This window comes from Streptomyces sp. 2A115 (genome assembly GCF_052245575.1).
Lineage (GTDB): Bacteria > Actinomycetota > Actinomycetes > Streptomycetales > Streptomycetaceae > Streptomyces.
This window is the reverse complement of record NZ_JBQQCG010000002.1, coordinates 257,414-283,524: the sequence shown is the minus strand read 5'-3', so window position 1 is coordinate 283,524 and position 26,111 is coordinate 257,414. Positions and strand designations below refer to the sequence as shown.

Below are 26,111 nucleotides of genomic sequence, written 5' to 3'. Positions count from 1 at the left end.
GCCACGCCCAGTTCGGGGCGGGGTGCCGCCGAGCGAGGGCAGCCCGGCCGTGTTCAGGTGGGCGGGGGCGGTCGGCACGGAAGCCGGGGAGGACGGTGACTCGACGGAGTCCCGGGAGCCACCCGACTCACGGAATTCGTCCACCGTTTCGGAACGGGGTCATCTGTCCGGCAGGGTGAAAACGGCGTACTCCGCGAATTCATCAGATGGTGTAGGTCATCCACCGTTCGGCCGTCTCGCCGTTCTTGCCCGCTGAAGATCGGAGGACGTCCGTGCCGTCCTGGGAAACGTTGTCCGCGACCTTGGCGTGCCCGGCCGCATGCACCATCCGACCAACAGAATTGGTTCATCGTGCATTTGACTCCGCATGAGCAGGAGCGCTTACTGATCCACGTCGCGGCCGACGTAGCGGGGAAGCGCCGCGACCGGGGGCTGCTCCTCAACTACCCCGAGACCATGGCCCTGCTGACCGTTCACGTCTTCGAGGCAGCGCGCGACGGCAAGACGGTCAGCGACATCATGGACTCGGGCCGACGGGTGCTCACCCGTGACGACGTGATGGACGGCGTCCCGGAGATGATCAAGAACGTCCAGGTGGAGGCGACCTTCCCGGACGGCACCAAGCTGGTCACGATCCACGACCCCATCCCGGAGGCCACGCGGAAGCCCGAGGTCTACCCGGGCAAGGTCGAGCACCCCCAGCCGGCGCCCGGGCCGGAGTGCCCGGTTGACTGCGACGACACCGACTCCTCCGCCTGTTGCCACGAGTGCGAGGACGCCGCGTCCTGGCATGAGGCGATCGCGTTCAACGAGCACCTGCAGCGCGACAAAAAGACGATCAAGGTCAGGAACACCTCCGACCGTCCCGTCCAGGTCGGCTCCCACTACCACTTCGCCGAGGTCAACCCCGGCCTCAAGGTGGTCGAGAATCCCGTCGGCACGCCCGTGACCAACGAACTGCTCAAGAACTGCGCCGAGGCGAAGGGGCGACGGCTCAACATCGCCGCGGGCACGTCCGTGAGGTTCGAACCAGGAGATGTGTGCTGCGTCGAGCTGGTGAGGATCGAGGGTGATGCCAAGAACGACACCCGCAAGATTCAGGGACTGCGCAAGGGGATCGTCCGATGAGTAGCCAGCCGGGGCAGGCGGGCCAACAGAGGCAGAGCAACGTTCTGAAGCGGGCGGACTACGCCGCTCTGTACGGGCCCACCACCAAGGACCGGGTGCGCCTCGCCGACACCGATCTCACGATCGAGATCGAAGCTGACTGGAGCGGCGGACCGAAGTACAGCGGCAATGAGATGATCTTCGGCGGCGGGAAGGTGATCCGAGAGTCGATGGGCATGTCCCACATCCCGAGGGACGGGGACGGCAACGAGGACCGCATCCCCATGGACACGGTCATCACTGGAGCGCTGATCCTCGACTGGTGGGGTGTGGTCAAGGCCGACGTCGGCATCAGAGACGGCAAGGTTCATGCCATCGGCAAGGCGTACAACCCCGAGACGATGGACCCGATCCCGGAGTTCGAGAGGTCCGCTCGTGAACAGGCGGGTGAGCAGCTGCCGGTGACGGCGACGAACTTCGTGGTCGGCCCGAGCACCGAGGTCATCTCCGGCAACGGCCGGATCCTCACCGCGGGGGGCGTGGACACCCACGTTCACTTCATCTGCCCCGAAGAGATCCACGAGGCCCTGGCCTCGGGCGTGACCACTCTCATCGGCGGCGGCACCGGCCCCGCCGAGGGCAGCACGGCCACTACCGTGACCCCGGGCGAGTGGCACATCACCCGAGTCTTCGAGGCCCTGGACGAGTACCCGGTCAACATCGGTCTGCTCGGCAAGGGCAGCACGATGAACGACAAGGCTCTGAACGAGCAGGTGGACGCCGGTGTCATCGGCCTCAAGATTCACGAAGACTGGGGTGCCACGCCCGCGGTGATCGACAAGGCACTGGCAGTCTGTGAAGAGCGCAAGATCCAGCTCGCCCTGCACGCCGACTCGCTCAACGAGTCCGGTTTCCTGGAGGACACCAAGGCTGTGTTCAAGGGGCGTTCCATCCATATCTTCCATGTCGAGGGCGCCGGAGGGGGCCACGCCCCGGACATGATCGAGCTGGTCAAGGAGCTGAACGTCCTGCCCGCCTCGACCAACCCCACCCGGCCCTTCACGGTGAACACCGTCAAGGAACACGTCGACATGATGATCGTGTGCCACCACCTCAACCCGGACATCCCGGCGGACATGGCCTTCGCGGACTCCCGCATCCGGCCGTCCACCATGGCGGCGGAGGACCTCCTCCACGACATGGGCGCCATCTCGATGATGTCCTCGGATGCCCAGGCGATGGGGCGCATCGGGGAGATGATCATGCGGACCTGGCAGACCGCGCACGTCATGAAGTGCCGCTACGGCGCGCTGCCCGAAGACCTGAAGAGCGCCAAAGTCCGAACGATCCGCGATGACAATAAGGCCAAGAAGGACAAGGCACACTCCTTCAATGAGGACAGGCTGACGCCGAACGACAACTACCGGGCGCGCCGGTACGTCGCCAAGTACACGGTCAACCCGTCGATCACACACGGCATCGCAGGTCACGTCGGTTCCGTGGAGCCGGAGCGGCTGGCAGACCTGGTGCTGTGGGAGCCGAAGTTCTTCGGCGTCAAGACGCACATGGTCCTCAAGGGCGGCCAGCTCGCCTACGCACAGGTCGGCGACGCCAATGCCTCGATCACGACGCCGCAGCCCTACCTGCCGCGGGCGGTCTGGGGGGCCAGCGGTAGTGCCCCGGGGAGCAACTCGGTGAACTTCGCCGCCCCGGGCGTGGCTGACAAGTTGAACACCCGATTCGTCATCGCCCAGGACGAGAGCAGCAAGGTCGCAGAGGCGAAGACGGAGGGTCTCGGACTCCGCAAGAAGTTCGTCGAGATCTCGGACACCCGGGATATCCAGAAAACCCACATGAAGCTGAACGACACGGTGCCGGACAGCCTCGAAGTCGACCACAACAGCTTCGAGGTCACCATCGGCGGTGCGACGACGAGCGACGCCCGCACCGAACTCAACGGTGCGACCGTACCGCGCTCCTACGTCACCGAAGTACCCCTGGCACAGCGGTACTTCCTCTTCTGATCCGACACCGGGCCTGGCCGTCGGCGCCGCCGCAACGGCCGGGCCCGGTGTGCCAGTCCCGCCACCGCATCACTGTCTACCCTGTGAAAGGCAGCCGCTCACCCATGAGCCGCGCAGCCCTGCTCCTGCTGGCCGACGGCCGCTTCCCCGCCGGTGGGCACGCCCACTCCGGCGGCGTCGAGGCCGCGGTCGCCCACGGAGCCGTACACGACACCGACAGCCTGGAGGCGTTCTGCCGCGGGCGTCTGCACACCACCGGTCTGACGACGGCAGGGCTGGCCGCGGCGGCCGCCGCCGGGCAGGACCCGCTGGTGCTCGACGACGCCGCCGACGCGCGCACCCCCGCTCCCGCGCTACGTGCCGCCGCCCGCAGGCTCGGCCGGCAGATGCTGCGCGCGACTCGTGCCACGTTCCCCTCTGCCGAACTCGAGCGCTTGGCAACCGCGCGTCCCCAGGGCGCCCACCAGCCCATCGTCTTGGGCCTCGCCGCCCGCGCCGCCGGGCTCGCACCGGTGGACGCCGCCTACGCCGCCGCATACGAGACCATCGGCGGCCCGGCCACCGCAGCGGTGCGTCTGCTGAGCCTCGACCCCCTCGACGCCTCGGGACTGCTGGCCCGCCTCGGCCCCGAAACCGACGACGTCGCAGCAGCCGCCGCCGACGCCGCGATCCGCGCCACGGCCGAAGGCATCGACGCCCTGCCGTCGGCCTCCTCACCCCTGCTGGACATCACCGCGGAGCAGCACGCCGCCTGGACCGTCCGGCTCTTCGCCTCCTGACCACCACCCGAACACCCGGACTTCCCAACGGAGTTGCCATGCACCTCGACCACTCTCCGCCTCACCAGCACATCACCAGCGCTTCAGCGACCCGACCCGACGGCAGCCGCCGTGCCCTCCGCGTCGGCCTGGGCGGCCCCGTCGGCTCCGGCAAGACCGCAACCGTCGCCGCGCTCTGCCGCACCCTGCGCGACCGCTGGTGCATCGCCGCTGTCACCAACGACATCTACACCCGCGAGGACGCCGAGTACCTGCTGCGCGAAGCCGTCCTGCCGCCCGAGCGCATCACCGCCGTCGAGACCGGCGCCTGCCCGCACACCGCGATCCGCGACGACATCTCCGCCAACCTGGAAGCCGTCGAGCACCTGGAAGAGACCCTCCACCCCCTCGACCTGGTGCTCGTCGAGTCCGGTGGTGACAACCTGACCGCCACCTTCTCCAAGGGCCTCGTCGACGTGCAGATCTTCGTCATCGACGTGGCCAGCGGCGACGACATCCCCCGCAAGGGCGGGCCCGGCATCACCACCGCCGACCTCCTCATCGTCAACAAGACCGACCTAGCTCCACACGTCGGCGCCGACCTGGACACCATGGCCATCGACGCGAAACGACAGCGCGGCGACCTTCCCGTCATCTTCACCAGCCTCACCACCGACAACGGCATCCGGGAAGTCGCCGACTGGGTGACCGGTCACCTCGCCCTGTGGCGCGCCCGGGCAGCTGTATGAGCCCCTCCTCCCCACTCGGCTCCACCCGAGCCACCTCCAACCGCGACGTTCCCCCAGCCGGCGCCCAGGAGTCCGCCGGCCACCCCGACGGCGTACACGCCACCGCCCGGATCCGCGCCACGCACAACGGTCGCGTCACCACCCTCCCGCAGTTGCGCAGCGACGGCCCCTTCCACCTGCGGCGTCTGCGCAACGCCGGCAACGCCGCCACAGTGGGAATCATCGGCGCGATGAGCGCCCCGCTCGGTGGCGACCGGCTCACCCTCGACATCACCGCTGAGGACCGGGCCGAGCTGGAGGTCACCACGGCTGCCGCCACGCTCGCCCTGCGCGGCCCCACCACCGACGCGGCCACCTACGACGTGCGGCTCACCGCCGGAGAACACGCCCATCTGCGCTGGCTACCGCAGCCCCTGATCAGCGCCGCCGGCAGCAACCTGCGGCAGACGTACACCGTCGAACTCGCCGCCACCGCACGGCTGGTGCTGCGGGAAGAGCAACTCCTGGGCCGGGCTGACGAGGAACCAGGCCACCTCGTCAGCCGGATCCTGGTCCACCGTGCCGGGCGCCCACTGCTCGACCAGCGCACGGCGTACGGGGCGCCCGAACCCGGCTGGGACGGCCCGGCCGTCCTGAACAGGCACCGTGCCGTCGGCCAGCTCCTGATCGTGGACCCGCGCCTCAACGTCCGACGAGGCCCCGTACTCCTCGGCGAAGGCACCAAGGACGGGTGTGCCGTCCTCGCGCCGCTGGCAGGCGGCCCGGCACTGCTCGCCACCGCCATCGCACCAACCACCTCGACGCTGCGAGAACTGCTCGACGAGGCACACGCACACGCCCTCACCAGCTAGCGCGGACGGGCCGTCGCCCCCGGCGGGTGACGGCCCACGTGTCGGACCAGTCCTCACTGGGGTTTGTTCATACTGAAGTTGCTGGTCATTGGCACGTCCCTCCCGGAGCCGACCTACGAAGAGCCGCACGCTCTCCTCGGAATCCAGGAGAACCGCAAGAACTGCCAGAACTGCCAGAACTGCCCCATGACGGACGATTGCCTGCTCAATGCTGTGCCCGGGAAGCTTCGCACTTCGTCCGGAGGGTCTTCGGGGACGTACGCCTCGACGTCTGCTGGCAGGTCCAGGTGCCACAAGAGAAACTCGGGGACTCGGACGACGTGGCGAGAGAGTCGGCGGAGAGGAGCTGCCGTCAGCAGGCAGCGGCGATGTGCCTGTTCCTGGCTGCGCTCGCGTCGAGGTCGTCGGACAACGGGGAAATGGTGGCGGACTTCCGGAGCCGGGCCGATGCCGAGAGCGCCGCGCTCGGCTACGCGGACGAAGCCGTGCGGGTGGACAAAGTCGATGCTGCTGCCGAAGTACGGCCGGCAGAGAGTTCAGACCTGACCGTCAGCCCGCGAGCGGGAGTTCCGCACAGGCAGGAAGCGTGGACATCGAGTGCGCGAGATGTTGGCGAGAGCCACAGGTTGACAGGCCAAGGAGCACAGCGGCTGACACCGGCCAGTCGGGGGCCAAGGAGCGTAGAGGGGCGCGCTCGTGCATATATCTGCCCCAGAACGTGCGCCGCGCTCACTCTATGTAGCGAAGTACGTGTCCAGCGTATGGCCCGTTTGTGCCGCGCGCGCTGCACTGGGGCGTGAAGCGAGCGGTGCTGTGCTGACGCCGAAGCGCCGGGGTGCGCTTTCCCCTTCCTCCGGTGTCGGCACGTGGCCGCGGTGACTGCTGCGGAAGGAAAGGTGTTATGGCACTGATGTGGATGCGGTCAAGTGCCTCGGAGTGGCTTGCCGCCGCCTCGGAGGATCCCCGATCCTGCAAGCGCGAGTGGCGGCTCGGCCTCAGCGGTGTCGCGCTGCTTCCCGCGGGACGTCTGTGGGATGTGGTGATCGTTCCGGATGAGCTGGGACTGCGTGTCGCCGGCATCCTGGAGGACCTGCCGCTGCTGAGGCCCGGGCCCGTCCTGTGGGATGCCCGGCGGTGTCAGGTGGGCTTCTTCGTGCCGCCGGGCACGGCTTCCCGGTGCGTCTGCACGGGTCTGCGCTGCGCGGGCCAGGGCGCGTGGATCACAGCTCCGGCGCCGCACCGCCGCTGGGGCTCTCTGCGCTGGCTGATCCCCCCGGACGGCGCCGGCACCTTGAACCGGCCGGAGGTCCTGGAGCTGACGCTGAAGCGTGCAGTGAGGCGATCGGTGCTTGGGCTGAGCGGGTGATGACGGCGGTGCTGCTGTTGCCGTAGCCCTTGATCACGCGTTGGCAGGGCATGGATCCTCGCCGTGATGACGCTGTGCCGACGCCAACCCTGCTCGGGACCACCTCCTCCTGGCTCCCACCCGAGCGGGAGGACCCGGATACCGTCATCACGCGCGACGGCGGGTGGAGCCGGGCCGCGATGGTCATCTGCTCAGCGGCAACCGTTGCCACCGCGGTGGTGCTGGCCGTCGCGGGCCGGCTCACCTGAAAACGGCGATCAGGAATTGAATTCCCCACGACGGTCAGTTTCGGATGTAACCGCGCGTGACGGCACTCGGCTCGATGGCATTGGCCGTGGGCTCGTGGCCGTTTGTTCGGCAGGCGCCATTTGTTCGGCAGGCGCCGCTTGTTCGGCAGGCGCCTGCCGGCCCAGGTCAGTACGTCCTCGGCTCGGGTAGCCAGGGTCGTGGCGAGGTCGGCTGCGGAGGGCAGACCGGTATGAGGTCGACGTCCAGGGCCCGACCGGCCTCGTCCGGATCGTTGACATGAATGATCAGAGCCGCGTCCGACCGGCAGATCCGTTCGACGAACGGCCTTGAGTCGCCGAAGGACAACATCAGCGCCGCCGCATTGAACTACCTCGTCTGCTCCACCGCGTCAGCATAGATCGCCCAGGTCAGATACCGATACCTCATGGTTCGTCGGCGCCCTCCGCAACGATCGCCAGCTCCCTGGCGGGACTCCGCCGCGAAGGAACTCCGGCCCCGGTGGAGGGCGCTCGCGGGAGAAGCGGGGGCCATGAGGGTTGCTATCTCGACTGGTGCCGGTTGTTCCGCCGAGGGTCGGCGCCGTCGCGACGAGCACGGCTCATCGACACCAGAGTCGCGACGATCCCCCCGAAGCACAGGGCCACTCCGACGATGCAGATGACCATCCCAAGCACCATCGCGACGATCGTGCTGTCGTCGGAGCTGGTGGAATTCAGGTGCTGGTAGATGAGCACGATGGGAACGGCCAAGGTCACGCCGACGAGCGGCAGCATCCCGAGCATGATCCATGGGCCTTTGCGCGCATGCTCCGGCGGTACCGCGTCGGGGCGCCGCGCGAGGAGCGTCCGGGCGATGGCCGGGCCGTCGGCGGTGTACCCGTCGATCCTGATTCTGGACCTGTCGGTGAACCGAACCACACAACGGAAATGCCAGCCGAGGTGCCGGGCAATGCGCACGTACGGTACCTGGGTGTGTTCGTACTCCGGCGCGTCCGGGTTGGCACGCAGGAAGGCCACCTCGTCCCAGGTCCAGCTCCGCACGCGCCCTGACACTCGATGAGCGAGGCCGTGCTCGTACAGCTGGTAGTTCTCGTCCCTGCCGCTGCGCTGCGCGCGGGTCAACTGGACTGCGGCGATCGGGAGGCCGGCGATCGTGGGGATCAACGCGAGGCCAAGAATCCGCTCCACGACAAGGCCCGGGTAGGTGATCAGGAGAACCATGAGGAGCCCGCCACCGAAGGCGAACGCCAGCGCCTTGAATCCGGTGCTCGAGTACCGCCCGCTGGCCACCGAGTGAGTGCTGAGCAGACGGCCGAGTCGGTCATCACCTGGTTCCGGCGTGGCCACTGTGGTCTCCCTCCGCCGCACAACGACGATCCGACCGCGCCTCGCTCGGCGGGGAATCCCCCAACCGGCACTCGTCGACACGGATGCACGCAGTCTGGCAGTGCTTCCGGGGACCGGTCCCGGAATGCGGTGACCACCACCTCACCACCTCCTACTCCACCGTTCCTCCTCACTGTTCGGCCGTGCCCCGCCGAGTGGTATGGCCCTCCGAACCCCCGGCCAACCGGCCCCATGCCCTGCGGCCGCTGACGACACGGTCACCGTCGTGATCAGTCGACGATACGGTCGCCGCCAGGATCAGTCAGATACAGGACGCCGGCGGGCGTCCTTTTCGGAGCCCTGAGTTCGTACTTGTCCGTCACTATGGCCGAACCCGCCAGGCACCGGCGCACGATGGCAACTCGCTGGGACCAACAAAAGCTCGACACATCCATCGAGTACGCCGCGTGTGTGAAGGAGGCAGCTGACGCCTCGAAACACTCTCGGCCGGCAAACAAGCGCGGACACATGAACTTCACCCGTGATCGGCAACCCTCCACGAGCGACTGAACACGCTCCATGGGCGAGCCCGAGAGGACCTGGGTCTCAGCAACCATTCGTGAGCGGTTCACGCCGAGAGAACCGCACCCCCGCCGCCTGGTCACTGCCTGCGAAAGACAGGGACCAGGCGGCGACGTTGCTGCGCGGAAAACTCAGTCCACCCGAGGCTTCCATACCCCCTAGGGGTATGCTAACTTCCTCCACCGGTACCCCCCAGGGGTACCAACTTCAGGAAATCGACCTGGAAAGGGGAAGGCAATGCCAACCGTCAGTCCCCGGCGCTGGTGGGCGCTCGCTGTGCTCGCCACCGCCCAGTTCATGGTGATCATGGACACCTCGATCATCGGAGTCGCGCTCCCCGAGATGCAGAAGGACCTCGGCTTCTCGCAGGGCGAGCTGCAATGGGTCTTCAACGCGTACGTCATCGCCTTCGGCGGCCTGCTGCTCCTCGGCGGGCGCCTGTCCGACCTGCTCGGCGCCCGCCGGGTCTTCACCGTCGGCTGGACCGTGCTGATCGGCGGATCGATCGTCGCGGCAGCCGCGCAGACCGCATGGGTGGAGGTCGCCGGACGCGCGGTGCAGGGTGTCGGCGGTGCGCTCATCGCCCCGGCCGCGATGACCCTGCTGATGACGCTGTTCGCGCACGACCCGAAGGAACTCGGCAAGGCCATGGCCCTCTACGGCGCCGCGGCCCCCGCGGGCGGCACCGCCGGCGTCTTCCTCGGCGGCGTCTTCACCGAGTGGCTGAGCTGGCCGTGGATCTTCATCATCTACGTCCCGATCGGCGTCGTCACTCTTGCCGCCACCAAGCTGCTGCCTGTCGTCGAGTCGCGCCGAGGCGCCATCGACGCACTCGGCGCCGCCGCGGTCACCGCGGGTCTCGCGCTCGCCGTATTCGCCGTCGTGCGCGCCCCGGAGACCGGCTGGGGGTCCACCGAGACCGTACTCGAACTCCTCGGCGCCGCCGCCCTGTTGGTCCTCTTCTTCGTCATCCAGAAGTCCGTACGGCAGCCCCTGATGCCACTCGGTATCTGGCGCGTGCCCCGGCTCGGCTCGGCCAACCTGGCGATGATGCTGCTCGGGGCCGCGTGGATTCCGATGTGGTACTTCCTCAACCTCTACCTCCAGCAGGTCCTCGGTTACGGGGCGTTCGCCTCGGGCGCCGCGCTGCTGCCGATGACCTTGCTGCTCATGGTCTTCATGACCGCGGTCACGGCGCGCCTGCTCGGTCGCTTCGGCGCCAAGCCGCTGATCGGCGGTGGGCTTCTCGTCCTCGCGCTCGGGCTGGTGTGGCTGTCGGCCGTGGAACCGAGCGGCTCCTTCGTGGTTGACGTACTGCCCGCCTCACTGGTCGCCGCGCTCGGCATGTCGCTGGCGTACATCCCGGCGATGATGGCGGCCATGGCCGGAGCCCCGCAGGAGCAGGCAGGCCTGGCCTCCGGCATCGTCAACACCACGTATCAGGTCGGCTCGGCCCTCGGCCTGGCCGCGCTCACCGCCCTGGCCACCTCGCAGGGCGCGGGCCGGCTCGGCGACCTGCCCGCCCTGACCGACGGTTTCAGCGCGGCGTTCACCGCGGCCGCGGTGATCGCCGCGGTCGGCGGACTGATCACGCTGCTGGTGATGCGCACCGAGAAGGCCTCGGCGGCCGGACGCCAGGAACAGCCTGAGCACGCGGGGCCGGGTGAGCAGGTTGGGGTCTGAGTGATGGGTTGCCGAACCGTGGTCCGGCGATGTCATTTCCGACGGTCCGTCAGATCCGTGCCGGGTCTGGCGGACCGTCGGCGCTTACCAACAGATCAGCGACAGGTCAGCGGCTCAAGCAGACCGGTCGGGAAAGGGGTTTCGACCGTGCAGGTCCCATCGCAGAAAGGCGCTCTTCGACGAGCGGTTGAGCATCCGGTGGTGAGGATGACGGCCGCCGCGCTTCTCCGGACACTGGCAAACCAGCTCAGCGAGAAGGGCGATGACGGCTCGTCGTGTTCGGGCGTCTGTGCACCCACCAGGGCTCCGCGTGCCGCCTCTTCAAAGCCGTGATCGGGTCGAGACGGGCAGCGGGCATTTCAAGGGCTGTGTCGGCGTCGCTTGTAGTGGCTGCTGGGGGGCTTGGAATTGTCGCCTGCGGCATCAGTGTGACCAGTGCAGAGAGTGGCTGACCAATGCGGGTCGGCGGTCGGTGAAGCGGTGGATCAGGCGTCTGATCTCGGCGAGGCTGACGTGGATGAGTTTCGGTGATCTGGCAGCCGAGGTCGCGGAGCGCGGCGATCTGCACCGGCATCTGCGGCCGGCTGACATCCACGGCCGGCTGATGGACGACGGCGCCCGGATCGCGGTGCAGACGGTCCGGGCGGTGGACACCGCCGTAGACGAGGTGCGGTTCGTGCTCGTCGACGATCGGGCGTACGAGGTGTGCGCCGCGCACGTGCGCTGATCGCGGGGCGGCCGGATAATTGGCTCCGAAGGCGTCTGGAGAGTGCGGCACGCCGGCTGAGGTGTCAGGGCAGGCTGCCTAGCGCCAGGTAGGAGCGACATTGATCCGCGTTCTTCTCGTCGAGAACACCCGCCTCGTGCGGGCAGCGTTCGCCGCTCTGCTGTCTCGCGAAGAGGACATCGAAGTCGTTGCCGAAGCCGAGGGCAATGGTGAGGTTCTCGCGCGGGCGCTGATGTGCCGCCCCGACGTCGTGGTGATCGGCGTCGACTCCAAGGAGGGCGAGGAAATCGCCGCGCGGAGTGAGCTGAGGATCCGACTGCCGGACTGCCGGATGCTGCTGCTGATGGCCTCGACGACACCCGAGCGGCTCCGCCGCATCCTCGACCTGCACGCCGCCGGGGTCATCAGCACGAATGCCCCAGCGGACCGCTTGGTCCACGGCGTCCGCAAGCTGGTCAGGGGGCAACGATTCATCGATCCCGAGTTCGCACTGGTCGCACTCGACGCGGGAGAGAACCCGCTGACCCCGCGAGACGTGGACATCCTGCGCCTGACCGCCGATGGCACGCCCACACGGGAGATCGCCGAGCGGCTGTCCCTGTCCGTGGCCACGGTCCGCAACCACCTGTCGGCGATCACCAGGAAGACGGGCGGACGCAATCGGATCGACGCCATCCGGATCGCCAGGGAGTCGGGCTGGGTGTGAGCAGTCAGAGCTGATCGGCAAGCCGTAGGAGTACGCGGACCGCATCCCGTACCCGTCCCGTACGTGTCAGCGACCCGACCGGTGCACGGGACGGGTTCGCCGCACCCCAGTGACCGACCAGGTCACGGTAGAGCGGGGAGTCGGCGAGCAGCTCCTCGTGGGTGCCGAGGCCGACCCGCGTACCGTCCATGACGAGGATCCGATCCGCCCGCAGTGCCGAGCTGATGCGGTGGGCGAAGACGATCAGGGTGCCCGGGCGGCGGGCGAACGCCTCCTCGGCGACCGCCTCGGCGACCGGATCGAGGTGGCAGGTGGCCTCGTCCAGCAGAGCCAGTCGCGGGGCCGGGAGCAGGGCGCGGGCCAGGGCGACGAGCTGGCGTTCCCCGGCCGAGAGGTCGCGCGGGTCCAACAGCGCGTCGTAGCCGCCCAGGCGCTCCACGAGCGGCGCCGCGCCCACGGCACGGACCGCCGCCTCCACGTCCGCCCGGGCGGCGCCAGGAACCAGGTAGGTGAGGTTCTCCTCCAGCGTGTCGGCGAAGACGTACGCCTCCTGCGGGATGAGCACGCGGTGCCGGGCCAGGTCGTCGTCGCCGAGCAGATCGCCGACCGGCACGCCGTCGAGGCGCACCTGCCCCGCCTGCGGTTCGAGGACTCCCGCGATCAGCGCGGCGAGGGTGGACTTTCCGACGCCGCTCGGTCCCACCACGGCGAGGTGCTCGCCCGGGCGCAGGACGAGGTCAAGGTCGCGGATCACCGGCTCCGCGGACTGGGCGTAACCGAAAGTGATACCGCGTGCCTCCAGGCGGGCGCCACCGGGCCGTACCGGCGGGTGACCCGTCGCGGCGCTGGTCCCGGCCTCAGCGGCCTCGCCTTCGGGGGCCTCGGGTCGGTCTGGTTCCACTCCGATCTCGGCCATCCGGCCGACGGTGACCAGCAACCACAGCCCGCTGCTGCCGAGTCCCTGGACGAAGCCCTGAAGGGCCGGTTGCAGGGCCTGCGACACATAGGTCACCGCCCCGAGGATCGCGCCCGCCGTGACTCCATTGCGTACCAGCCAGGGCGCGCCGAGCAGAATGAGCAGCAGAGGTACCCAGCCGCCGATGCCCAGGGCGGCGGTCCGCACGGCGGTGAGCCGCGCCAGCGATACCGCTGCCCGCGCCGCGGCGTCCACCTGCGCGCCTGTCTCGGCCTCTACGCGGTCCTCGGCGCCGCAGGCCACCACGTCCCGCAGCCCGCCGGTCACGGCGCTCGAACTCTCGGCGATGCGCTCGTCCGCCAGAATGACCTCCCGCTGGCGTGCGGCCATCGCCCGGAGCGCGGCGGCGAAGAGTGCGAGGCCGATCAGGAGGGGCGGCAGCACGAGGACGAGCAGCAGGGGGTCGAGGCCGGCCAGGCCCAGCAGCACGCCCCCGGCGGTGACGACGAAGCCCTGGACGAACAGGACGATCGCCCCGTACGCGTCCCGGGCCCGCTCCACGTGCTCCGTGAGCCGGGCCACGCCGGCGGTGTCGGCGGGCGCGCCCAGCCCGGCGGACCGGTGCAGTGTGCCGGTGGCGACGAGTGTGATCAGCTCGTCCCGGAACGGTTCGATGAGTGAGGCGAGCCCCAGCATGGCGTGCCGGGTCCCCCAGGCTCCCACGAGGTAGGCGCCCGCCAGCGCGGCCAGCCAGAGGAAGCCGGTGGCGGGCCGGTCGGCGAGGAACCCCTGGTCGACGGCGCGGGCCACCATCCACCCGGAGAGGAAGGCGGGCACGGCCTGCACCAGCGACCAGGCGATCAGCCGCCGGTACTCCCGGCGCCGGCGGCTGAGCGAGGAGCGCAGAATGCGGACGGACCGCGCCTTCATCGCGCGCCCCCCGCGCCCGAACGGACAGGTTTCCTGGTCGCGGAGAGCGGCTGGAACGTGGCCCGGTACTCGGCATCCGCCCACAGCGCGTGATGGGTTCCCCGCGCCCGGACGCCACCGTCGGACAGCCACACCACGAGGTGCGCCCGCGCCGCCGTGGAGGCCCGGTGCGTCACGATGAGCCGTGTGCGGTCGGCGAGCGCGCCGGTGAGCACCTGGCTGATGTGGTGTTCGGTCACGGTGTCCAGACTCGCGGCCACGTCGTCGAGCACCAGCACCCGCCCGGCATGGACGAATGCGCGGGCCAGCCCGATCCGTTGGGCCTCCCCGCCGGAGATCGGCGTGTCGGCGACGCGGCTGGCGTAGCCGGCCGGCATGTGGCGGATGAACGCGTCGGCGCGGGCCGCCCTGGCCTGCGCCACCAGTTCCTCGGTGGAAGGGGTCCGTAGCCCGAACCCGATGGCGTCGGCGAGAGTCTCGCCGAGCAGCACCGGGCGTTCGAAGCCGTACGCCACCGCACGCCTGAGCTCCTGGCGTGCGAGGCGGCGCAGCGGCACGCCGTCGAGCAGCACCTCGCCCTCGTCCGGGTCGACGAGGCGCCCGGCCAGCGCCGCCAGCAGCGACTTGCCGGCCCCGGAGGGGCCCACGACGGCGACGAGTGCCCCTCCGGGGACGACCAGGCTGAGGTCCTCGAGCACGGGCCCGTCCGTCCCCTGGACGGTCACGCGCCGGAACTCCAGTCGGGCACGGCGCATCCGTCGGCGTTCCAACTCCGCGCGGTCCGCGGGCGAGAACCCGTACCGGCCGCCGGGGCGCCGAGCGAGCCGGAAGTCTCGATCGTCGGCGACGCCGGACATGACGTCCCCCGCCTGGCCGGGCTCATCCAGAGGCGGGCGGACTACGCCTGAACTGCGACGTACTCACCGTCCCCGGCGACGATCAGCAGGTCGCCTTCATCACCGCGGACCCGGGCACTCCCTCCGCCCGGGCCCTGCGCCACCTTCTCCCGGCCGTCTGACGTCGTCGCAGCCGTGCTCACCACGCTGCGGGGCGCCGACGCCGCCGTGAAGCTCCGGCCGTCCCCCAGGCGTTCCGCGTGCTGATAACCGCCGCCGCCAGCGAGTGCATCCACACCGCGTTGGCCGCATCGACGGGCCGCTCGTGAGCCAGGGATTGCCCTTCCCGGGACGCTGACGGCGGTGTTCACGCCGAACTGGACAGTGCGCACGGCGGGTTCGGCCCGAGCCGTGAGGTTGCTGTGCCTGGCTCGTCCACCCGGGTCTGGCTGGGCAGGTCTCCCGGCCGATCGGCCTCAGCAGCAGCCGGTATCGGCGGCGCCGATGACTGCTTCGTCGGCGGCGCCGGTGACGGCTTCCAGGCGGCAGAAGCAGGATGCCTCGATCGGTACGTCCGCCAGGGCGGAGGCGATCTTCAGTTGCTGGGCCACGATCTGTGCCTCGCCTACCTTGCCCAGACGGACGAGGCACTCGTGGAACCCGTGCAGGGCCCAGACGTTGCCGGGATGCCGCAAAGCGCGTGGAAGGGTGTCGTCGAGCCCCAGATCGGCCCGGTAGACGGCTTCCGCCTCCGCGACGCGCCCCTGTTCGAGGAGCAGGGCACCGTACGCGTGCCGGGTGGGCTGCATCCATCCCCACGGCTCGTCGTAGGGAAGGCTGTCGTCCAGTTCGATCGACCGCTCCAGTGCGGCGAAGGCCGCCTCGTGGTTGCCCTTGCGGTACTCCAGTTCGCCGTCGAGCATCGCCGACGCGACCCCGAGGATGTCGGCGCAGGTGTTGTTGAACAGCATCCGCGTCTCCGGAACCCGCGTGACCGCCTGGCGGAAGAGCTCCCGTTCCGCCTCTGCCTCGGCGATCCGGCCAGTGGCCGAGAACGCGACACCGCGGGCGTAGTGGAGCATCGCGGTCGTCACGCAGTACAGCCGCGGATCGGCAGGCAGCGGCAGCTTGAGGATGTCGGACCAGCGGCCGAAACGGATCAGGACATGGACCCGCATGGCGAGGAAGCCTTCCAGCCAGTCCGCCATGGGCGGACTCTGCACCCGCAGCAGTTCTTCCGGGATGGAGGCTTCGAGTTGGGCGGCGGTCTCCAGGGCGGTCTTCGACTGGCCGAGGAACATCGCACCGTAGATCTTGAAATGGTAGTTGTGCGACCGGTACAGGGTGTAGAAGTTCATCGCCCCGGCCCGCGCGCGGAACTTCTCGTCGGCGACGATCGCCGCGCTGTTGTCGGACACGACGCGGCGGTAGTCGCCGCAGAGCACGTCCAGGTGCGTGGGCATGTGCTGCAGGTGGCCGGCGTCGGGGACCAGGCCGCGCAGCCGGTCCGCGGCGGGCAGCGCGGTCTCGGGGGCCGAGGACATCTCCATCAGGTGGATGTACATGTGCAGGACGCCCGGGTGCCGCGCCCCGGCCTCGGTGGCGATCGCCCGCTCCAGGAGCGCCTTCGCCTCCATCGTGCGCGTTCCCTCAGCCGGCTCGCCCGTGCGCAGATTCCACAGCTGCCAGGGCGTGAGGTTCATCAGCGCATCGGCATAGAGCGTGACGACATCAAGGTCGTCGGGGGCGAGTTCGTAGACGGCGCGCATGCTGTCGGCGTAGGGCTCGTTCCACACCGAGCAGTCCTCCACGGCCTCGGCCTGCGGGTAGCGGGCACGCAGCGCACCGATCAGCGCACGTTCGACGGGGGTGGCGCCGGCTGCCTTCTCGTGGGCGAGCTCCACGGCGGCGTGGGTTCGGTTGACGGTGTGGGTCAGCTCCTCACCATCGAAGAACTCCCAGGGCTTGTTGTAGTTCGGGCCGAGGGCGTAGGCGATGCCCCAGTAGGCCATGGCGCATTCGGGATCCGCCGCCGCGGCGGCCTCGAAACAGGAGACGGCTTCCTCATGGTGGAAGGCGTACGCCCAGATCAGGCCGCGGTCGAACCACGTCTGCGCCTGGGGGGACGACGTCGTCACGGGGCGGTTGTGGGTGCCGAGATCGTAGTAGTCCATCCGCCACTCCTGTGTGTGTACGGCCGACCAGGGAGTGCGAATCAGCCGGGCTGCCCGGCCGGACATCCCGTCATGACGTTGCGCCCTGCCCGCCCGGAGTCTGTTCCCCTCAGTGGCCGAAGCCCCGAGGGACCGTATCGCCGAGGCTAGATGCGATCCTGAGCGCCCAGTGGCACCGTCACGCACCGGCTCCTCGCGTGTTGACGTACCGGGCGGCGTCGCCCCCGGCCTGCCGTCGCGCGGACCTCCCGCGCCCGCGGACTTCGAGGAGCCAGGCCAAGCCAAAGGACCTGCCCCGCCGGCGACGGCCGCAGGACCGATTCCTCCACGGGGCGGGCGCGAAAGCGCGCAGGGAGTAGACGGTGCTGTCGGCACCGACCAAGTCGATCGCCAGGTCACCCCCTGGTAGGGGTGGTCGACGTTGACGCAGCCCATGACGCCCGAAGCGTTGCCCGGCCGGCCGGTGTCGGTGACGGGCGACTCGGCGGCGGCACCGACGCGGAGATGTCGACGCGGGTGGTGTTGGCATAGACGTACACCACCCTCCGCTTAGCGTGTGGCGGCACCTGGTCGCCTTCCAGTCGGAGACGTCACCACGCAGTCGCGCCCCGCCGCCCTGTCGAAGGGCAGCGACTGGCCGTCCGGACCCGTCGGCCGGACCTGTCGGCGGCCCGCGCGAGCGCCTGCACCACTCGGCGACCCGCGAGCGCCGCGCACTCGGCCAGCAGTCCGCTCTGCGTCCTCGCCCTCGGCTCATCGACCGCCACAACCATCGGTGGCCGCACCCTCGGCCTGGCCTCGGCACCCGCCGCGAGTCCGCGGACGGAGTTCCTCGCCCGGGTGCAGGCGGAGGGCGTCGTGGCGCATTCTTGCTGTGTCAGCCATCCGGCGGCGCACGGACGAGGTGGGGCCGATGACTGAGAGCGCCGAGCACGAGAACCGGAGGCCCGGACGCCTGGCCGCGCTGCTGACCGGGATCACGAACGAGGCGATCAGCGCGGCCGGCGGCTTCGCTGGGGGCGTGTACATGCGCTCCAGTACGCCCGGGCTGCTGCGGCTCGCCGTGCTCGCCGGGCTGCCCGGGCCGTTGTTCCGCCCCTGGTGGCGCCTGCACGTGGACCGTCGGTTCCCCGTCGCCGACGCCTACCGGCTCGGCGTCCAGGTGGTGCTACCCGACGCCACGGAGACGATGCGCCGTTACCCCCAGTTCGCTGCGGGTCTGCCGTTTCAGTTCGGGTCCGTGTACGTGCCCGTCGTGGGGGCGTCGACGACCTACGGCGTACTGGCCCTCCTGCGCCCCTCGGCGTCGGACGCCATCGAAGTACTGCCCGACCGTGACCGCATGGTGCGGCTGGCCGAGTACCTGGGCGCGGCTCTGCGGACCCTGGGGGACAGCGACGGGTCGGCGGTCGTCTGGGACGGCGAGCCGCTGTGCGTGCGGCCACCGGCCTCGGGCCCGCCGGTCGGGCGCATCGGGCGTTTCACCTGGGATCCCGCGACGGATGTCGTGACCGCGGACAACCGTTTGCATGCTCTGCTGGGCGCGCCCCCGGGGCAGTTCGCCGACACCTCGCAGGCGCTCGCGGACACCGTGGCCGCCGCCGACGCGCATCAGATCATGACCGCTCTACGGGAGACGGCCGCGGGGAGACCGCCACCCCTGCCCCTGCACGTGCACGCCGTCGACGGCACCCTGCGGCTGTTGGAACTCTGGACCACGCGTGACGCGTCCGTACCGTCCGGAACGCACCCGGTCCGCGGCATCGTCCTCGATCCGGACATCGGCTCGGCGGCCGACGGGGCGGCCGACCTGCTCCCGGAGGGCGTGTTCTGCCTCGACCGGCTGGGCCTGATCGTCTATGCGAATCCGCGGGCCGCGCAGCTCCTGGGTCGGCCGCGGACCCAGCTCCTGGGCCGCTCGCTGTGGGAGGGAGTGCCGTGGCTGGACCGGCCCGCCTATGAAGACCATCTGCGCGAAGCCCTGCTGTCACCGGACCCGGTTCACTTCCACGTCGTACGGCCCCTCGATCGGGATGGGAAGCCTCCCCCGCACCCCCACGGGGGCGACTGGCTGGCGCTCTCCGTCTATCCCGGACCCGACATTCTGACCTGCAAGGTCGTCCCCGCGAACCGGGTGGCGGATCCCTCTCCCGACCCCGCGCCGGCCGACCTGCCCCAAGCCGACGGATCGGCCACCGAAGTCACCGCCATGGCTCCGCTGTACCGCCCGATCATCCTCGCGATCGCGCTGACCGAGGCGGTCACCGCCCGCCAGGTTTCCGCGGTCGTGATGCAGGAACTGCTGCCGGCCTTCGGCGGCCGCAGGCTGGCCATCTATCTGCTGCAGGACCGGCACCTGTACCTGGCCTGGGAGACGGGCTTCCCTCAGGGGTTCCTCGCCCCGTTCGAAGGTGTGGGTCTCGACACGCGGCTGCCCGGCGTCGAGACCCTCACCAGCGGCCGACCGCTCTTCTTCGAGTCGATGCAACAGCTCGCGGCCGCCTACCCCGGCGTCCCACTGGACGCGACGGAGGGAGCCCGCGCCTTCTTGCCGCTCATCGCCTCCGGACGTCCGGTCGGCTCCTGCATCCTGGGGTTCGACCGCCCCCGCGGCTTCAGCACCGAGGAACGCACGGTGCTCACCGCCCTCGCCGGACTGATCGCCCACGCGATGGAGAAGGCGCGGCGTTACGACACCGAGGCCGCGCTCGCACGCGGTCTTCAGCAGGCCCTGCTCCCCCGGCACCTGTCGGCACACCCGCGGGTGGAGACCGTCGGGCGTTATCTGCCGGGCACGCAGGGGATGGACGTGGGCGGGGACTGGTACGACGTCGTCGAGTCCGGTGACGGTCTCGCCCTGGTCATCGGCGACGTACAGGGGCACGGTGTCCAGGCCGCCGCCACCATGGGGCAACTACGCAGCGCCGTAAGGGCCTTCGCGCTCAGCGACCGTCCGCCCGACGAGGTACTCAGCGGCACCAACCATCTCCTGATCGACCTCGACCCCGGCCAGTTCGCCAGTTGCTGCTACATCCGGTTGGATCCGGTCACCGGTCTGGCCCGGGTCGCCCGGGCGGGACATCTGCCGCCGATCATCCGCTACCCGGACGGCCATACCCACATCCTGGACATCCCCGGCGGTGTGGTGCTCGGGGTCGACCCGCACGCCCAGTACCCCGCGACCGAGTTGCAGCTGGAGCCCGACGCCATCCTCGCGCTCTACACGGACGGTCTGGTCGAGCGGCCCGGTTTCGACATCGACGAGGGCATCACGGCACTGCGTGTGGCCCTGGCCCGGGCCGGTTCCCCGGCCGCCCGCCCGGGCGGGCGTTCGCTGGCCGGTGTCGCCGACCGTCTCACCGCCACCGCCCGGCATGTGGCCGACCGCCCCGACGACATCGCGCTGCTGCTCACCAAGCGTCGTCCGACGCCCCGGCACCGCCCGTGAGCGCTCCCCCGTGCCGGGCTCACCTGCACGGAGGGCCAGTCGTCATCGACCACCAACGCGTCCGGGAACACCCGGGGAGTACAGCCCGCTCACCGGTTCCCCTGTCGAGGGCCGACGCCGCGGCGCGTTGTCAGCCATCAGGCGTCGCGCGTCAGACATCAGTGGGCAGGCCGCTCACCTCCGCGATGCCTCGCAGTTCCTCGTCCTGCCGGTGTCGTTCACTGATGAAGTCGGCGATCTCCTTGCACCTGGCGGGATCGGCTGCGGTGCCCGAATCCGTGACGACCCTGACGGGTCCGTCCTCCTCGGTCTCGATCTCGACGATCTGGTTGTCCAGGCGCCCCGTGGCGGCGACCGCCACGACGAGGGACGCCTCGTCACGGATCTCCTGCGAGAGGTTGTCACCCTCCGCACCTTCCAGACTCAGCTCGATCGGTCCCGCACGTTGTTCCTCCATCGCTTCGAGCACTGGCTCGACCATGCGGAGCAGCAGCGCGAAGTCCGCTGGAGCCATGCGGACGCGCAGCAGGTCGAGATATAGGTCCACGGGCCGGCCTTCCGGCGGAAACTCTGATTCGCTCATGGGACTCGACTTCCCCGATGTGGGCGACGTGATCGCATCTGGGTCCAGAATGGTGGATCTCGGCGCCCGCCGCCCCTCGACATCGGCCGCCGGGCCGCCGGGCCCGAGGCCTCCGACCCGCTCCGTGTCCGGCTTCCGATCCCGCTCGGTGCGGCGGATTACCCCTGCTGAGCGGCTGTCCCCGGGCCACCGTGGTCCGCGCGATCCGCGGCCGTAGGCCGCTGCCGGGCACGGGATACTCACGTGAATGCGGGGATCCCCCACTCGGTCCCATTCCGCGAGCGGCGGGCATCAAGGACCAGCGACAGCGAGCCCTCCAGCTCTCGCTCTGCCCCATGCGCCGCGACGGATCCGGGCAACGCTACGGGCCTCGGCCGCCTGGCCGGCCTCAGCGGACCGGCGGGATCAGCCGACCGGCAGGACTCGCCTACGGCGCGATCGGGCCGGCCTGGGCGAGTGCCCGGACCATGGCGGGAGACACGTCCGCGCCGCCGTTCCGCGACCAACCCGCTGCCCCGATGGGGACACCGGCGCGGGCGGTACGGCCGCCGCGGTGCGGGGAGTCCTTGTGGTCGCCGGGCGGGGGGTCGACGAGGCCGCGGCGACAGTGGACGGCAGTACGAACTGCCCCTGCACCGCGGAGGGACGGCGCCCACGGCCGCCCGCCCCCGGGGGACGCCCGGGAAACGGGGCGTCCCTGGCCCGCCGGCCCATGCCCCCATATTCCAGCCCGGTCACCCATTTCGGGGGATTTACGACCGTCTGATGTCGAGTGACTCCATGTATCGCGTCGGTATGGTCGGCTTCCTTCGGCCTCGCATTCGACTCACACCAAGCCAGAGAAAATCCCTGGGGACAGAAAAAAGCCGGGACCCCACCACAAAGCGGGGCCCCAGCTTCCTCTTACACTTCCGCGTCAGGCGGGAGTGATGTTCTCCGCCTGCGGGCCCTTCTGGCCCTGCGTGATGTCGAAGTTCACCTTCTGGCCTTCCTGGAGCTCACGGAAGCCCTGAGCGGCAATGTTCGAGTAGTGGGCGAAGACGTCCGGGCCGCCACCCTCCTGCTCGATGAAGCCGAAGCCCTTTTCCGCGTTGAACCACTTAACGGTGCCAGTAGCCATGTCAAATCTCCTTCGGGGCAGTGCCCGGGGGTCCGCACTGTGTGAACCCCTATGTCGCCGCAATGAACCCGTCCGGAAGGAGCACCGGAAATACAAGAGCGCCCGACGATATGGAATCGTCTAAAACACTTGAAGTTTGCGGGAACCACAACTGCAACTGGATCAAGACTATCACCGCGCGCTCATTCGGCAACGGCGAACGCACTCTCCGGGGCATCCTTGACCACGGATCACAGCCCCGGTCGCGACCGACGTCGCCGACCCGACGCGCGCACCGGACAGCCGCCACACGAGACCGCGCGCCGGAAGCAGCGGTGCAGAACTCTGGAAACTGACGATCCGTCAAGTTACCCTCCGCGCATGATTTCCACGGTGGTCTGGGGTACCGGCAACGTCGGCCGTGCGGCGATCCGTGCGGTCGAGGCTCACCCGGCCCTCGATCTCGAGGCCGTGCTCGTCCACAACCCCGACAAGGTCGGCCGCGACGCGGGCGACCTCGGGGACCTCGGTCGCGGTCTGGGGATCCCGGCGACCACCGACATCGACGCGGTACTGGCCAACGGTCCCCAGGCCGTCGTGTACGCGGCGTCGGGCGACATCCGACCGGACGAGGCCTTGGCGGACATCAGCCGGGCGATCCGGGCGGGTGCCGTGGTCGTCACGCCCGCGCTGTATCCGCTCTACGACCAGCGCAACGCCCCACCCGAGTTCCGGGAACCCGTACTCGCCGCCGTCTCCGACGGCGGAGGGTCGCTGTTCGTATCCGGTGTCGACCCCGGCTGGGGCAATGACGTACTGCCTGTGCTGATGAGCGGACTCGGCACCGTGGTCGACGTCATCCGCTGCCAGGAGATCTTCGACTACTCCACGTACGAGCAGGAAGAGTCAGTTCGGTACCTGGTCGGGATGGGCCAACCGATGGACTACGAACCTCTGATGCTCGCCCCGTCGGTCCCGACCATGGTGTGGGGCGGGCAGATACGGCTGATGGCCAGGGCCCTCGGCGTCGAGCTCGACGAGATCCGCGAGACCATGCACCGGCGCCCGCTCGACGCCACGGTGAGCACCCGGACGATGGGCGCGTTCGAGGCCGGCACGCAGGGTGCGGTGCGGTTCGAGGTGCAGGGCGTCGTCGAGGGTGAACCGCGCATCGTCATCGAGCACGTCACCCGTATCCATCCGTCCTGCGCACCGGACTGGCCGGTGCCGCCCGACGGCGCCGGGGCACACCGCGTGATCATCGAAGGCCGCCCGCGCATCGAGATCACCGTCGAGGCGACCGACGAGGGCGAGAACCGGGCCGCGGGCGGGAACGCCACCGCGGTCGGCCGGCTCGTCGGCGCGATCGACTGGCTCGTGGACGCGGAGCCCGGCCTGTACGACGCACTCGACGTCCCGCTGCGCCCGGCGGCCGGAAGGCTCGGAAGGACGTGACGCCGACACCGCCAGGACGCGCCTCCTCCCCCGGCCGAGGCGGGGACGTACATGAAGGAGCCAGACGCACACGAAGGAGTCCCCGATGAACATCGACATCCCCGAGGGCAAGGACCCGATCGAGTACGTGTGGGGCGAGATGGTCCCGGGCATCGGGGCCGCCGCCGCGAACTTCTCGCTGTCCGTCTACTCCCATACGACCCTGGGGCTGCGTGAGTTCGAGGCCGCGCGGCTTCGGATCGCGCAGATCAACGGCTGCCTCTTCTGCCTCGACTGGCGGACCGAGCGGGACGGGCACAAGGTCGAGGACGAGTTCGCCGACGCGGTTCTCCAGTGGCGCACCACCGACATCTTCGACGGGCGCACGCGGCTGGCCGCCGAGTACGCGGAGCGGTACGCCCTGGATCACCACGGCCTCGACGAGGCGTTCTGGGAGCGGATGGCCGCGCACTACGGCCAGGCCGAGATCGTGGAGTTGACGATGAGCCTCGGTTCCTGGCTGGCGTTCGGGCGGCTCAACCATGTGCTGGGTCTGGACGCCATGTGTGTGCTGCCGGGGCACTGAGGCGGTCCGGGGCCGTCCGGCAACTCCGATCGGCCCCGGCTTCGTTCTCTTCCCGGAGATGGTCCGCTCGTCTCCGGGGGCCCACGCTCGCGGGTCGCCGCTACGGGTCTGCTACAGGTCCGCGGCGATGATCGCTTCGATGTTCCGTTCGGCGAGCGCCGTGATGGTGACGAACGGATTGACGCTGGTGTTGCCGGGGATGAGCGCACCGTCGATGACGTACAGGCCCGGATGTCCGTGCAGGCGGCCGTAGTTGTCCGTCGCCCTGTTGAGCACCGCGCCACCGAGCGGGTGGTACGTGAGGTGGTCGCCCCAGGTCTTGTTGGTGCCGAAGAGATCGGTCCGGTAGATCGTCCCCTCCTTGGCGTTGATCTTGTCGAAGATCGACTTGGCCATGTCGATCGATGGCTGCTTCCAGGCGGTCTGCCAGTTCAGGTCGACCTTGCCCGCCCCGGCGTTCCAGGAGAACTGGGCGCGGTTGGGGTTCTTGGTGATCGACAGGTAGAACGAGGCGTACGTCTCGATCCCCGTGGGCAGCGGAGCCACCTCGGCGAACGCGCCGCCCGCGGCCCAGTTGTCGATGCCGGAGCACGGGATGGAGGACTGCAGGGCGCCGGTGGCGTCCCACATGTGGTTGGCGCGGCCGCACATCACGTTGCCGTTGTCGCCCCAGCCCTTGCCGACCTCGCTGTTGAGGCCCGGCAGCGCGCCGGTGGCCTTGAGCCTGACCAGGAGCTTGCTGGTGCCGACGCTGCCGGCCGCGAAGAACACCCTGTCCGCGGTGACGGTCTTGGTGGCGGTGGTGTTGCCACCGGTGTCGATCTGGTCGATGACGACCGTGTAGCCGCCACCGGCCGCCGGGGTGACCGAAGTGACCTTGTGCAGGGGTGAGATGGAGACTCTGCCGGTCGCCTCGGCCTGGGCGAGGTAGGTCTGCCGCAGGGACTTCTTGCCGTAGTTGTTGCCGTAGAGGATCTCGCCCGCGAGCGCCGACTTGGGTACGGTTCCGGCGGCCTCCCGCTCCATGTAGTCCCAGTCGTACACGTCGGGGACGAAGACGAACGGGAAGCCGGAACGCTCGGCGTGCTTACGGCCCACTCGGGCGTACTGGTAGCAGTCGGCGGTCTCGAACCACGTCGGGTCGACCGTGCCGACTCCGAGACCCGCGTTGGCGCGCGGGTAGTAGACGTCGTACATCTCGTCGGCGTCGACCGACGGCAGGACGGCGCCGAAGTTCTCACGCCTGGGGGTGACCGCCATGCCCCCGTTGACCAGCGAGCCGCCGCCGACGCCGCGGCCCTGGTAGACGATGATGCCGCCCATCTCCTCGGCGTCCAGGATCCCGGTGTAGCGCGGAACGTCCTTGTCCAGCGGGAAGCCGAGGAAGTTGCTGAGAGGCTGCTTCGTCCTGGTGCGCAGCCAGTAGGACCGGTAGTCGGGGGTCCTCGTGTTGGCGAAGATCTTGCCGTCCGATCCGAGGGTGTCCCAGGCCATGCCCATCTCGACCATGTGGACGTCGAGGCCCGCCCGGGCCAGGCGCAGAGCGGCCACCGAGCCGCCGTATCCGGTGCCGATCACCAGAGCGGGCACGTGTGCTCCGGGTTCGATCGGTGCGGCCGCGGGTGCCGCGTGGGCCTGGGTGACGTGCCCGGCGAGCGCAGTCGCTCCAAGAAGAGAACCAGTTCCAGTTATGAATCTTCGGCGTGATAAGCCCCTCAGGCCTACCTCACGTGGGGAATCACCACTCATGCGCAGCTCCTCACTCTCCATTGAGTGAAACGGGTTCTACTGGCGCCTACATGAGAAGTCACGCCATACCTTCAGGTAACTTCCAAAAGATCACATACTCGGCATCACACACCCGCCGCCCGTGCGCCCGGCACGGCGGTCACCCTCGCGGTGCGGTTACCGCAGCCTGGCCACAGCCGTCGGCGGCGCTCCGTGCCCGGGTACCGGGCCCGCCAACCTCGGCGCCACG

Annotated in this window: 20 protein-coding genes and 3 pseudogenes; 15 read left to right on the top strand and 8 right to left on the bottom strand. The window is 69.5% G+C overall.

Annotation, left to right across the window (positions count from 1 at the left end):
- Positions 1 to 202 precede the first annotated feature (202 nt).
- Positions 203 to 328: a hypothetical protein gene (locus ACTWQR_RS02820; RefSeq protein ID WP_443225242.1), complete on the bottom strand. Its 126-nt coding sequence runs from the start codon at positions 326 to 328 to the stop codon at positions 203 to 205.
- A gap of 23 nt (positions 329 to 351) precedes the next feature.
- On the opposite strand from ACTWQR_RS02820, the pseudogene ACTWQR_RS02815 reads away from it, so the two are divergent.
- The 8 genes and pseudogenes from ACTWQR_RS02815 to ACTWQR_RS02780 all read left to right on the top strand — a co-directional run.
- Positions 352 to 648: pseudogene (locus ACTWQR_RS02815) on the top strand (urease subunit gamma); the annotation flags it as partial.
- Positions 625 to 1,128 carry an urease subunit beta gene (locus ACTWQR_RS02810; protein ID WP_443225298.1) on the top strand — a complete coding sequence of 168 codons (504 nt, stop codon included), beginning with the start codon at positions 625 to 627 and terminating at the stop codon, positions 1,126 to 1,128. The pseudogene ACTWQR_RS02815 and the gene ACTWQR_RS02810, both read left to right, overlap by 24 nt.
- Positions 1,125 to 3,131, top strand: a complete 2,007-nt coding sequence (locus ACTWQR_RS02805; RefSeq protein ID WP_443225241.1) for an urease subunit alpha — start codon at positions 1,125 to 1,127, stop codon at positions 3,129 to 3,131. Before ACTWQR_RS02810 ends, ACTWQR_RS02805 begins: the two co-directional genes overlap by 4 nt.
- A gap of 104 nt (positions 3,132 to 3,235) precedes the next feature.
- Positions 3,236 to 3,910 carry an urease accessory protein UreF gene (locus tag ACTWQR_RS02800; RefSeq protein ID WP_443225240.1) on the top strand — a complete coding sequence of 225 codons (675 nt, stop codon included), beginning with the start codon at positions 3,236 to 3,238 and terminating at the stop codon, positions 3,908 to 3,910.
- 38 nt (positions 3,911 to 3,948) lie between these two features.
- Positions 3,949 to 4,638: an urease accessory protein UreG gene (gene ureG / locus ACTWQR_RS02795; RefSeq protein ID WP_443225239.1), complete on the top strand. Its 690-nt coding sequence runs from the start codon at positions 3,949 to 3,951 to the stop codon at positions 4,636 to 4,638.
- Positions 4,635 to 5,489 carry an urease accessory protein UreD gene (locus ACTWQR_RS02790; protein ID WP_443225238.1) on the top strand — a complete coding sequence of 285 codons (855 nt, stop codon included), beginning with the start codon at positions 4,635 to 4,637 and terminating at the stop codon, positions 5,487 to 5,489. The genes ureG and ACTWQR_RS02790 overlap by 4 nt, the downstream gene beginning before the upstream one ends.
- A gap of 901 nt (positions 5,490 to 6,390) precedes the next feature.
- On the top strand, positions 6,391 to 6,855 hold the full coding sequence (locus tag ACTWQR_RS02785; RefSeq protein WP_443225237.1) for a hypothetical protein: 465 nt from the start codon (positions 6,391 to 6,393) through the stop codon (positions 6,853 to 6,855).
- A 74-nt stretch (positions 6,856 to 6,929) separates the two neighbouring features.
- Positions 6,930 to 7,103, top strand: a complete 174-nt coding sequence (locus tag ACTWQR_RS02780) for a hypothetical protein (RefSeq protein ID WP_443225236.1) — start codon at positions 6,930 to 6,932, stop codon at positions 7,101 to 7,103.
- A 540-nt stretch (positions 7,104 to 7,643) separates the two neighbouring features.
- Here ACTWQR_RS02780 and ACTWQR_RS02775 read toward each other — a convergent pair.
- Positions 7,644 to 8,450, bottom strand: coding sequence for a hypothetical protein (locus ACTWQR_RS02775; RefSeq protein ID WP_443225235.1), 807 nt, complete (start codon positions 8,448 to 8,450; stop codon positions 7,644 to 7,646).
- Between the two features lie 798 nt (positions 8,451 to 9,248).
- Between ACTWQR_RS02775 and ACTWQR_RS02770 the strand changes: the two genes are divergently transcribed.
- The 3 genes and pseudogenes from ACTWQR_RS02770 (at position 9,249) to ACTWQR_RS02760 (ending at position 12,127) form a co-directional block, all read left to right on the top strand.
- Complete coding sequence (locus ACTWQR_RS02770; RefSeq protein WP_443225234.1) at positions 9,249 to 10,694, top strand: MFS transporter; 1,446 nt, start codon at positions 9,249 to 9,251, stop codon at positions 10,692 to 10,694.
- Between the two features lie 604 nt (positions 10,695 to 11,298).
- Positions 11,299 to 11,421: pseudogene (locus ACTWQR_RS02765) on the top strand (O-acetyl-ADP-ribose deacetylase); the annotation flags it as partial.
- Positions 11,422 to 11,521: 100 nt separating this feature from the next.
- Entirely contained in the window at positions 11,522 to 12,127 is a 606-nt protein-coding gene (locus ACTWQR_RS02760) for a response regulator transcription factor (RefSeq protein WP_443225233.1), read from the top strand.
- A gap of 4 nt (positions 12,128 to 12,131) precedes the next feature.
- On the opposite strand, the gene ACTWQR_RS02755 is transcribed toward ACTWQR_RS02760, so the two are convergent.
- Together ACTWQR_RS02755 and ACTWQR_RS02750 are read right to left on the bottom strand one after the other, a co-directional pair.
- Entirely contained in the window at positions 12,132 to 13,973 is a 1,842-nt protein-coding gene (locus ACTWQR_RS02755) for an ATP-binding cassette domain-containing protein (protein WP_443225232.1), read from the bottom strand.
- Positions 13,970 to 14,830: an ATP-binding cassette domain-containing protein gene (locus ACTWQR_RS02750; protein ID WP_443225231.1), complete on the bottom strand. Its 861-nt coding sequence runs from the start codon at positions 14,828 to 14,830 to the stop codon at positions 13,970 to 13,972. The genes ACTWQR_RS02755 and ACTWQR_RS02750 overlap by 4 nt, the downstream gene beginning before the upstream one ends.
- Before the next feature lie 23 nt (positions 14,831 to 14,853).
- Between ACTWQR_RS02750 and ACTWQR_RS02745 the strand changes: the two are divergent.
- Positions 14,854 to 14,991 (top strand): annotated as a pseudogene (locus tag ACTWQR_RS02745) (MmyB family transcriptional regulator); the annotation flags it as partial.
- Positions 14,992 to 15,285: 294 nt separating this feature from the next.
- Here ACTWQR_RS02745 and ACTWQR_RS02740 read toward each other — a convergent pair.
- Positions 15,286 to 16,983 carry a hypothetical protein gene (locus ACTWQR_RS02740; RefSeq protein ID WP_443225230.1) on the bottom strand — a complete coding sequence of 566 codons (1,698 nt, stop codon included), beginning with the start codon at positions 16,981 to 16,983 and terminating at the stop codon, positions 15,286 to 15,288.
- A gap of 913 nt (positions 16,984 to 17,896) precedes the next feature.
- Here ACTWQR_RS02740 and ACTWQR_RS02735 point away from each other — a divergent pair.
- A complete protein-coding gene (locus ACTWQR_RS02735; protein WP_443225229.1) occupies positions 17,897 to 20,431 on the top strand; it encodes a SpoIIE family protein phosphatase in 2,535 nt (844 codons plus the stop codon).
- A 151-nt stretch (positions 20,432 to 20,582) separates the two neighbouring features.
- Here the strand turns inward: ACTWQR_RS02735 and ACTWQR_RS02730 are convergent, their stop codons facing one another.
- Positions 20,583 to 21,014: a hypothetical protein gene (locus ACTWQR_RS02730; protein WP_443225228.1), complete on the bottom strand. Its 432-nt coding sequence runs from the start codon at positions 21,012 to 21,014 to the stop codon at positions 20,583 to 20,585.
- Between the two features lie 916 nt (positions 21,015 to 21,930).
- Entirely contained in the window at positions 21,931 to 22,134 is a 204-nt protein-coding gene (locus tag ACTWQR_RS02725) for a cold-shock protein (protein WP_443225227.1), read from the bottom strand.
- Positions 22,135 to 22,494: 360 nt separating this feature from the next.
- Between ACTWQR_RS02725 and ACTWQR_RS02720 the strand changes: the two genes are divergently transcribed.
- Positions 22,495 to 23,568, top strand: a complete 1,074-nt coding sequence (locus tag ACTWQR_RS02720; RefSeq protein ID WP_443225226.1) for an NAD(P)H-dependent amine dehydrogenase family protein — start codon at positions 22,495 to 22,497, stop codon at positions 23,566 to 23,568.
- Positions 23,569 to 23,653: 85 nt separating this feature from the next.
- On the top strand, positions 23,654 to 24,133 hold the full coding sequence (locus ACTWQR_RS02715) for a carboxymuconolactone decarboxylase family protein (protein ID WP_443225225.1): 480 nt from the start codon (positions 23,654 to 23,656) through the stop codon (positions 24,131 to 24,133).
- A gap of 111 nt (positions 24,134 to 24,244) precedes the next feature.
- Here the strand turns inward: ACTWQR_RS02715 and ACTWQR_RS02710 are convergent, their stop codons facing one another.
- Positions 24,245 to 25,882: a GMC oxidoreductase gene (locus ACTWQR_RS02710; RefSeq protein ID WP_443225224.1), complete on the bottom strand. Its 1,638-nt coding sequence runs from the start codon at positions 25,880 to 25,882 to the stop codon at positions 24,245 to 24,247.
- Positions 25,883 to 26,111: the final 229 nt, after the last annotated feature.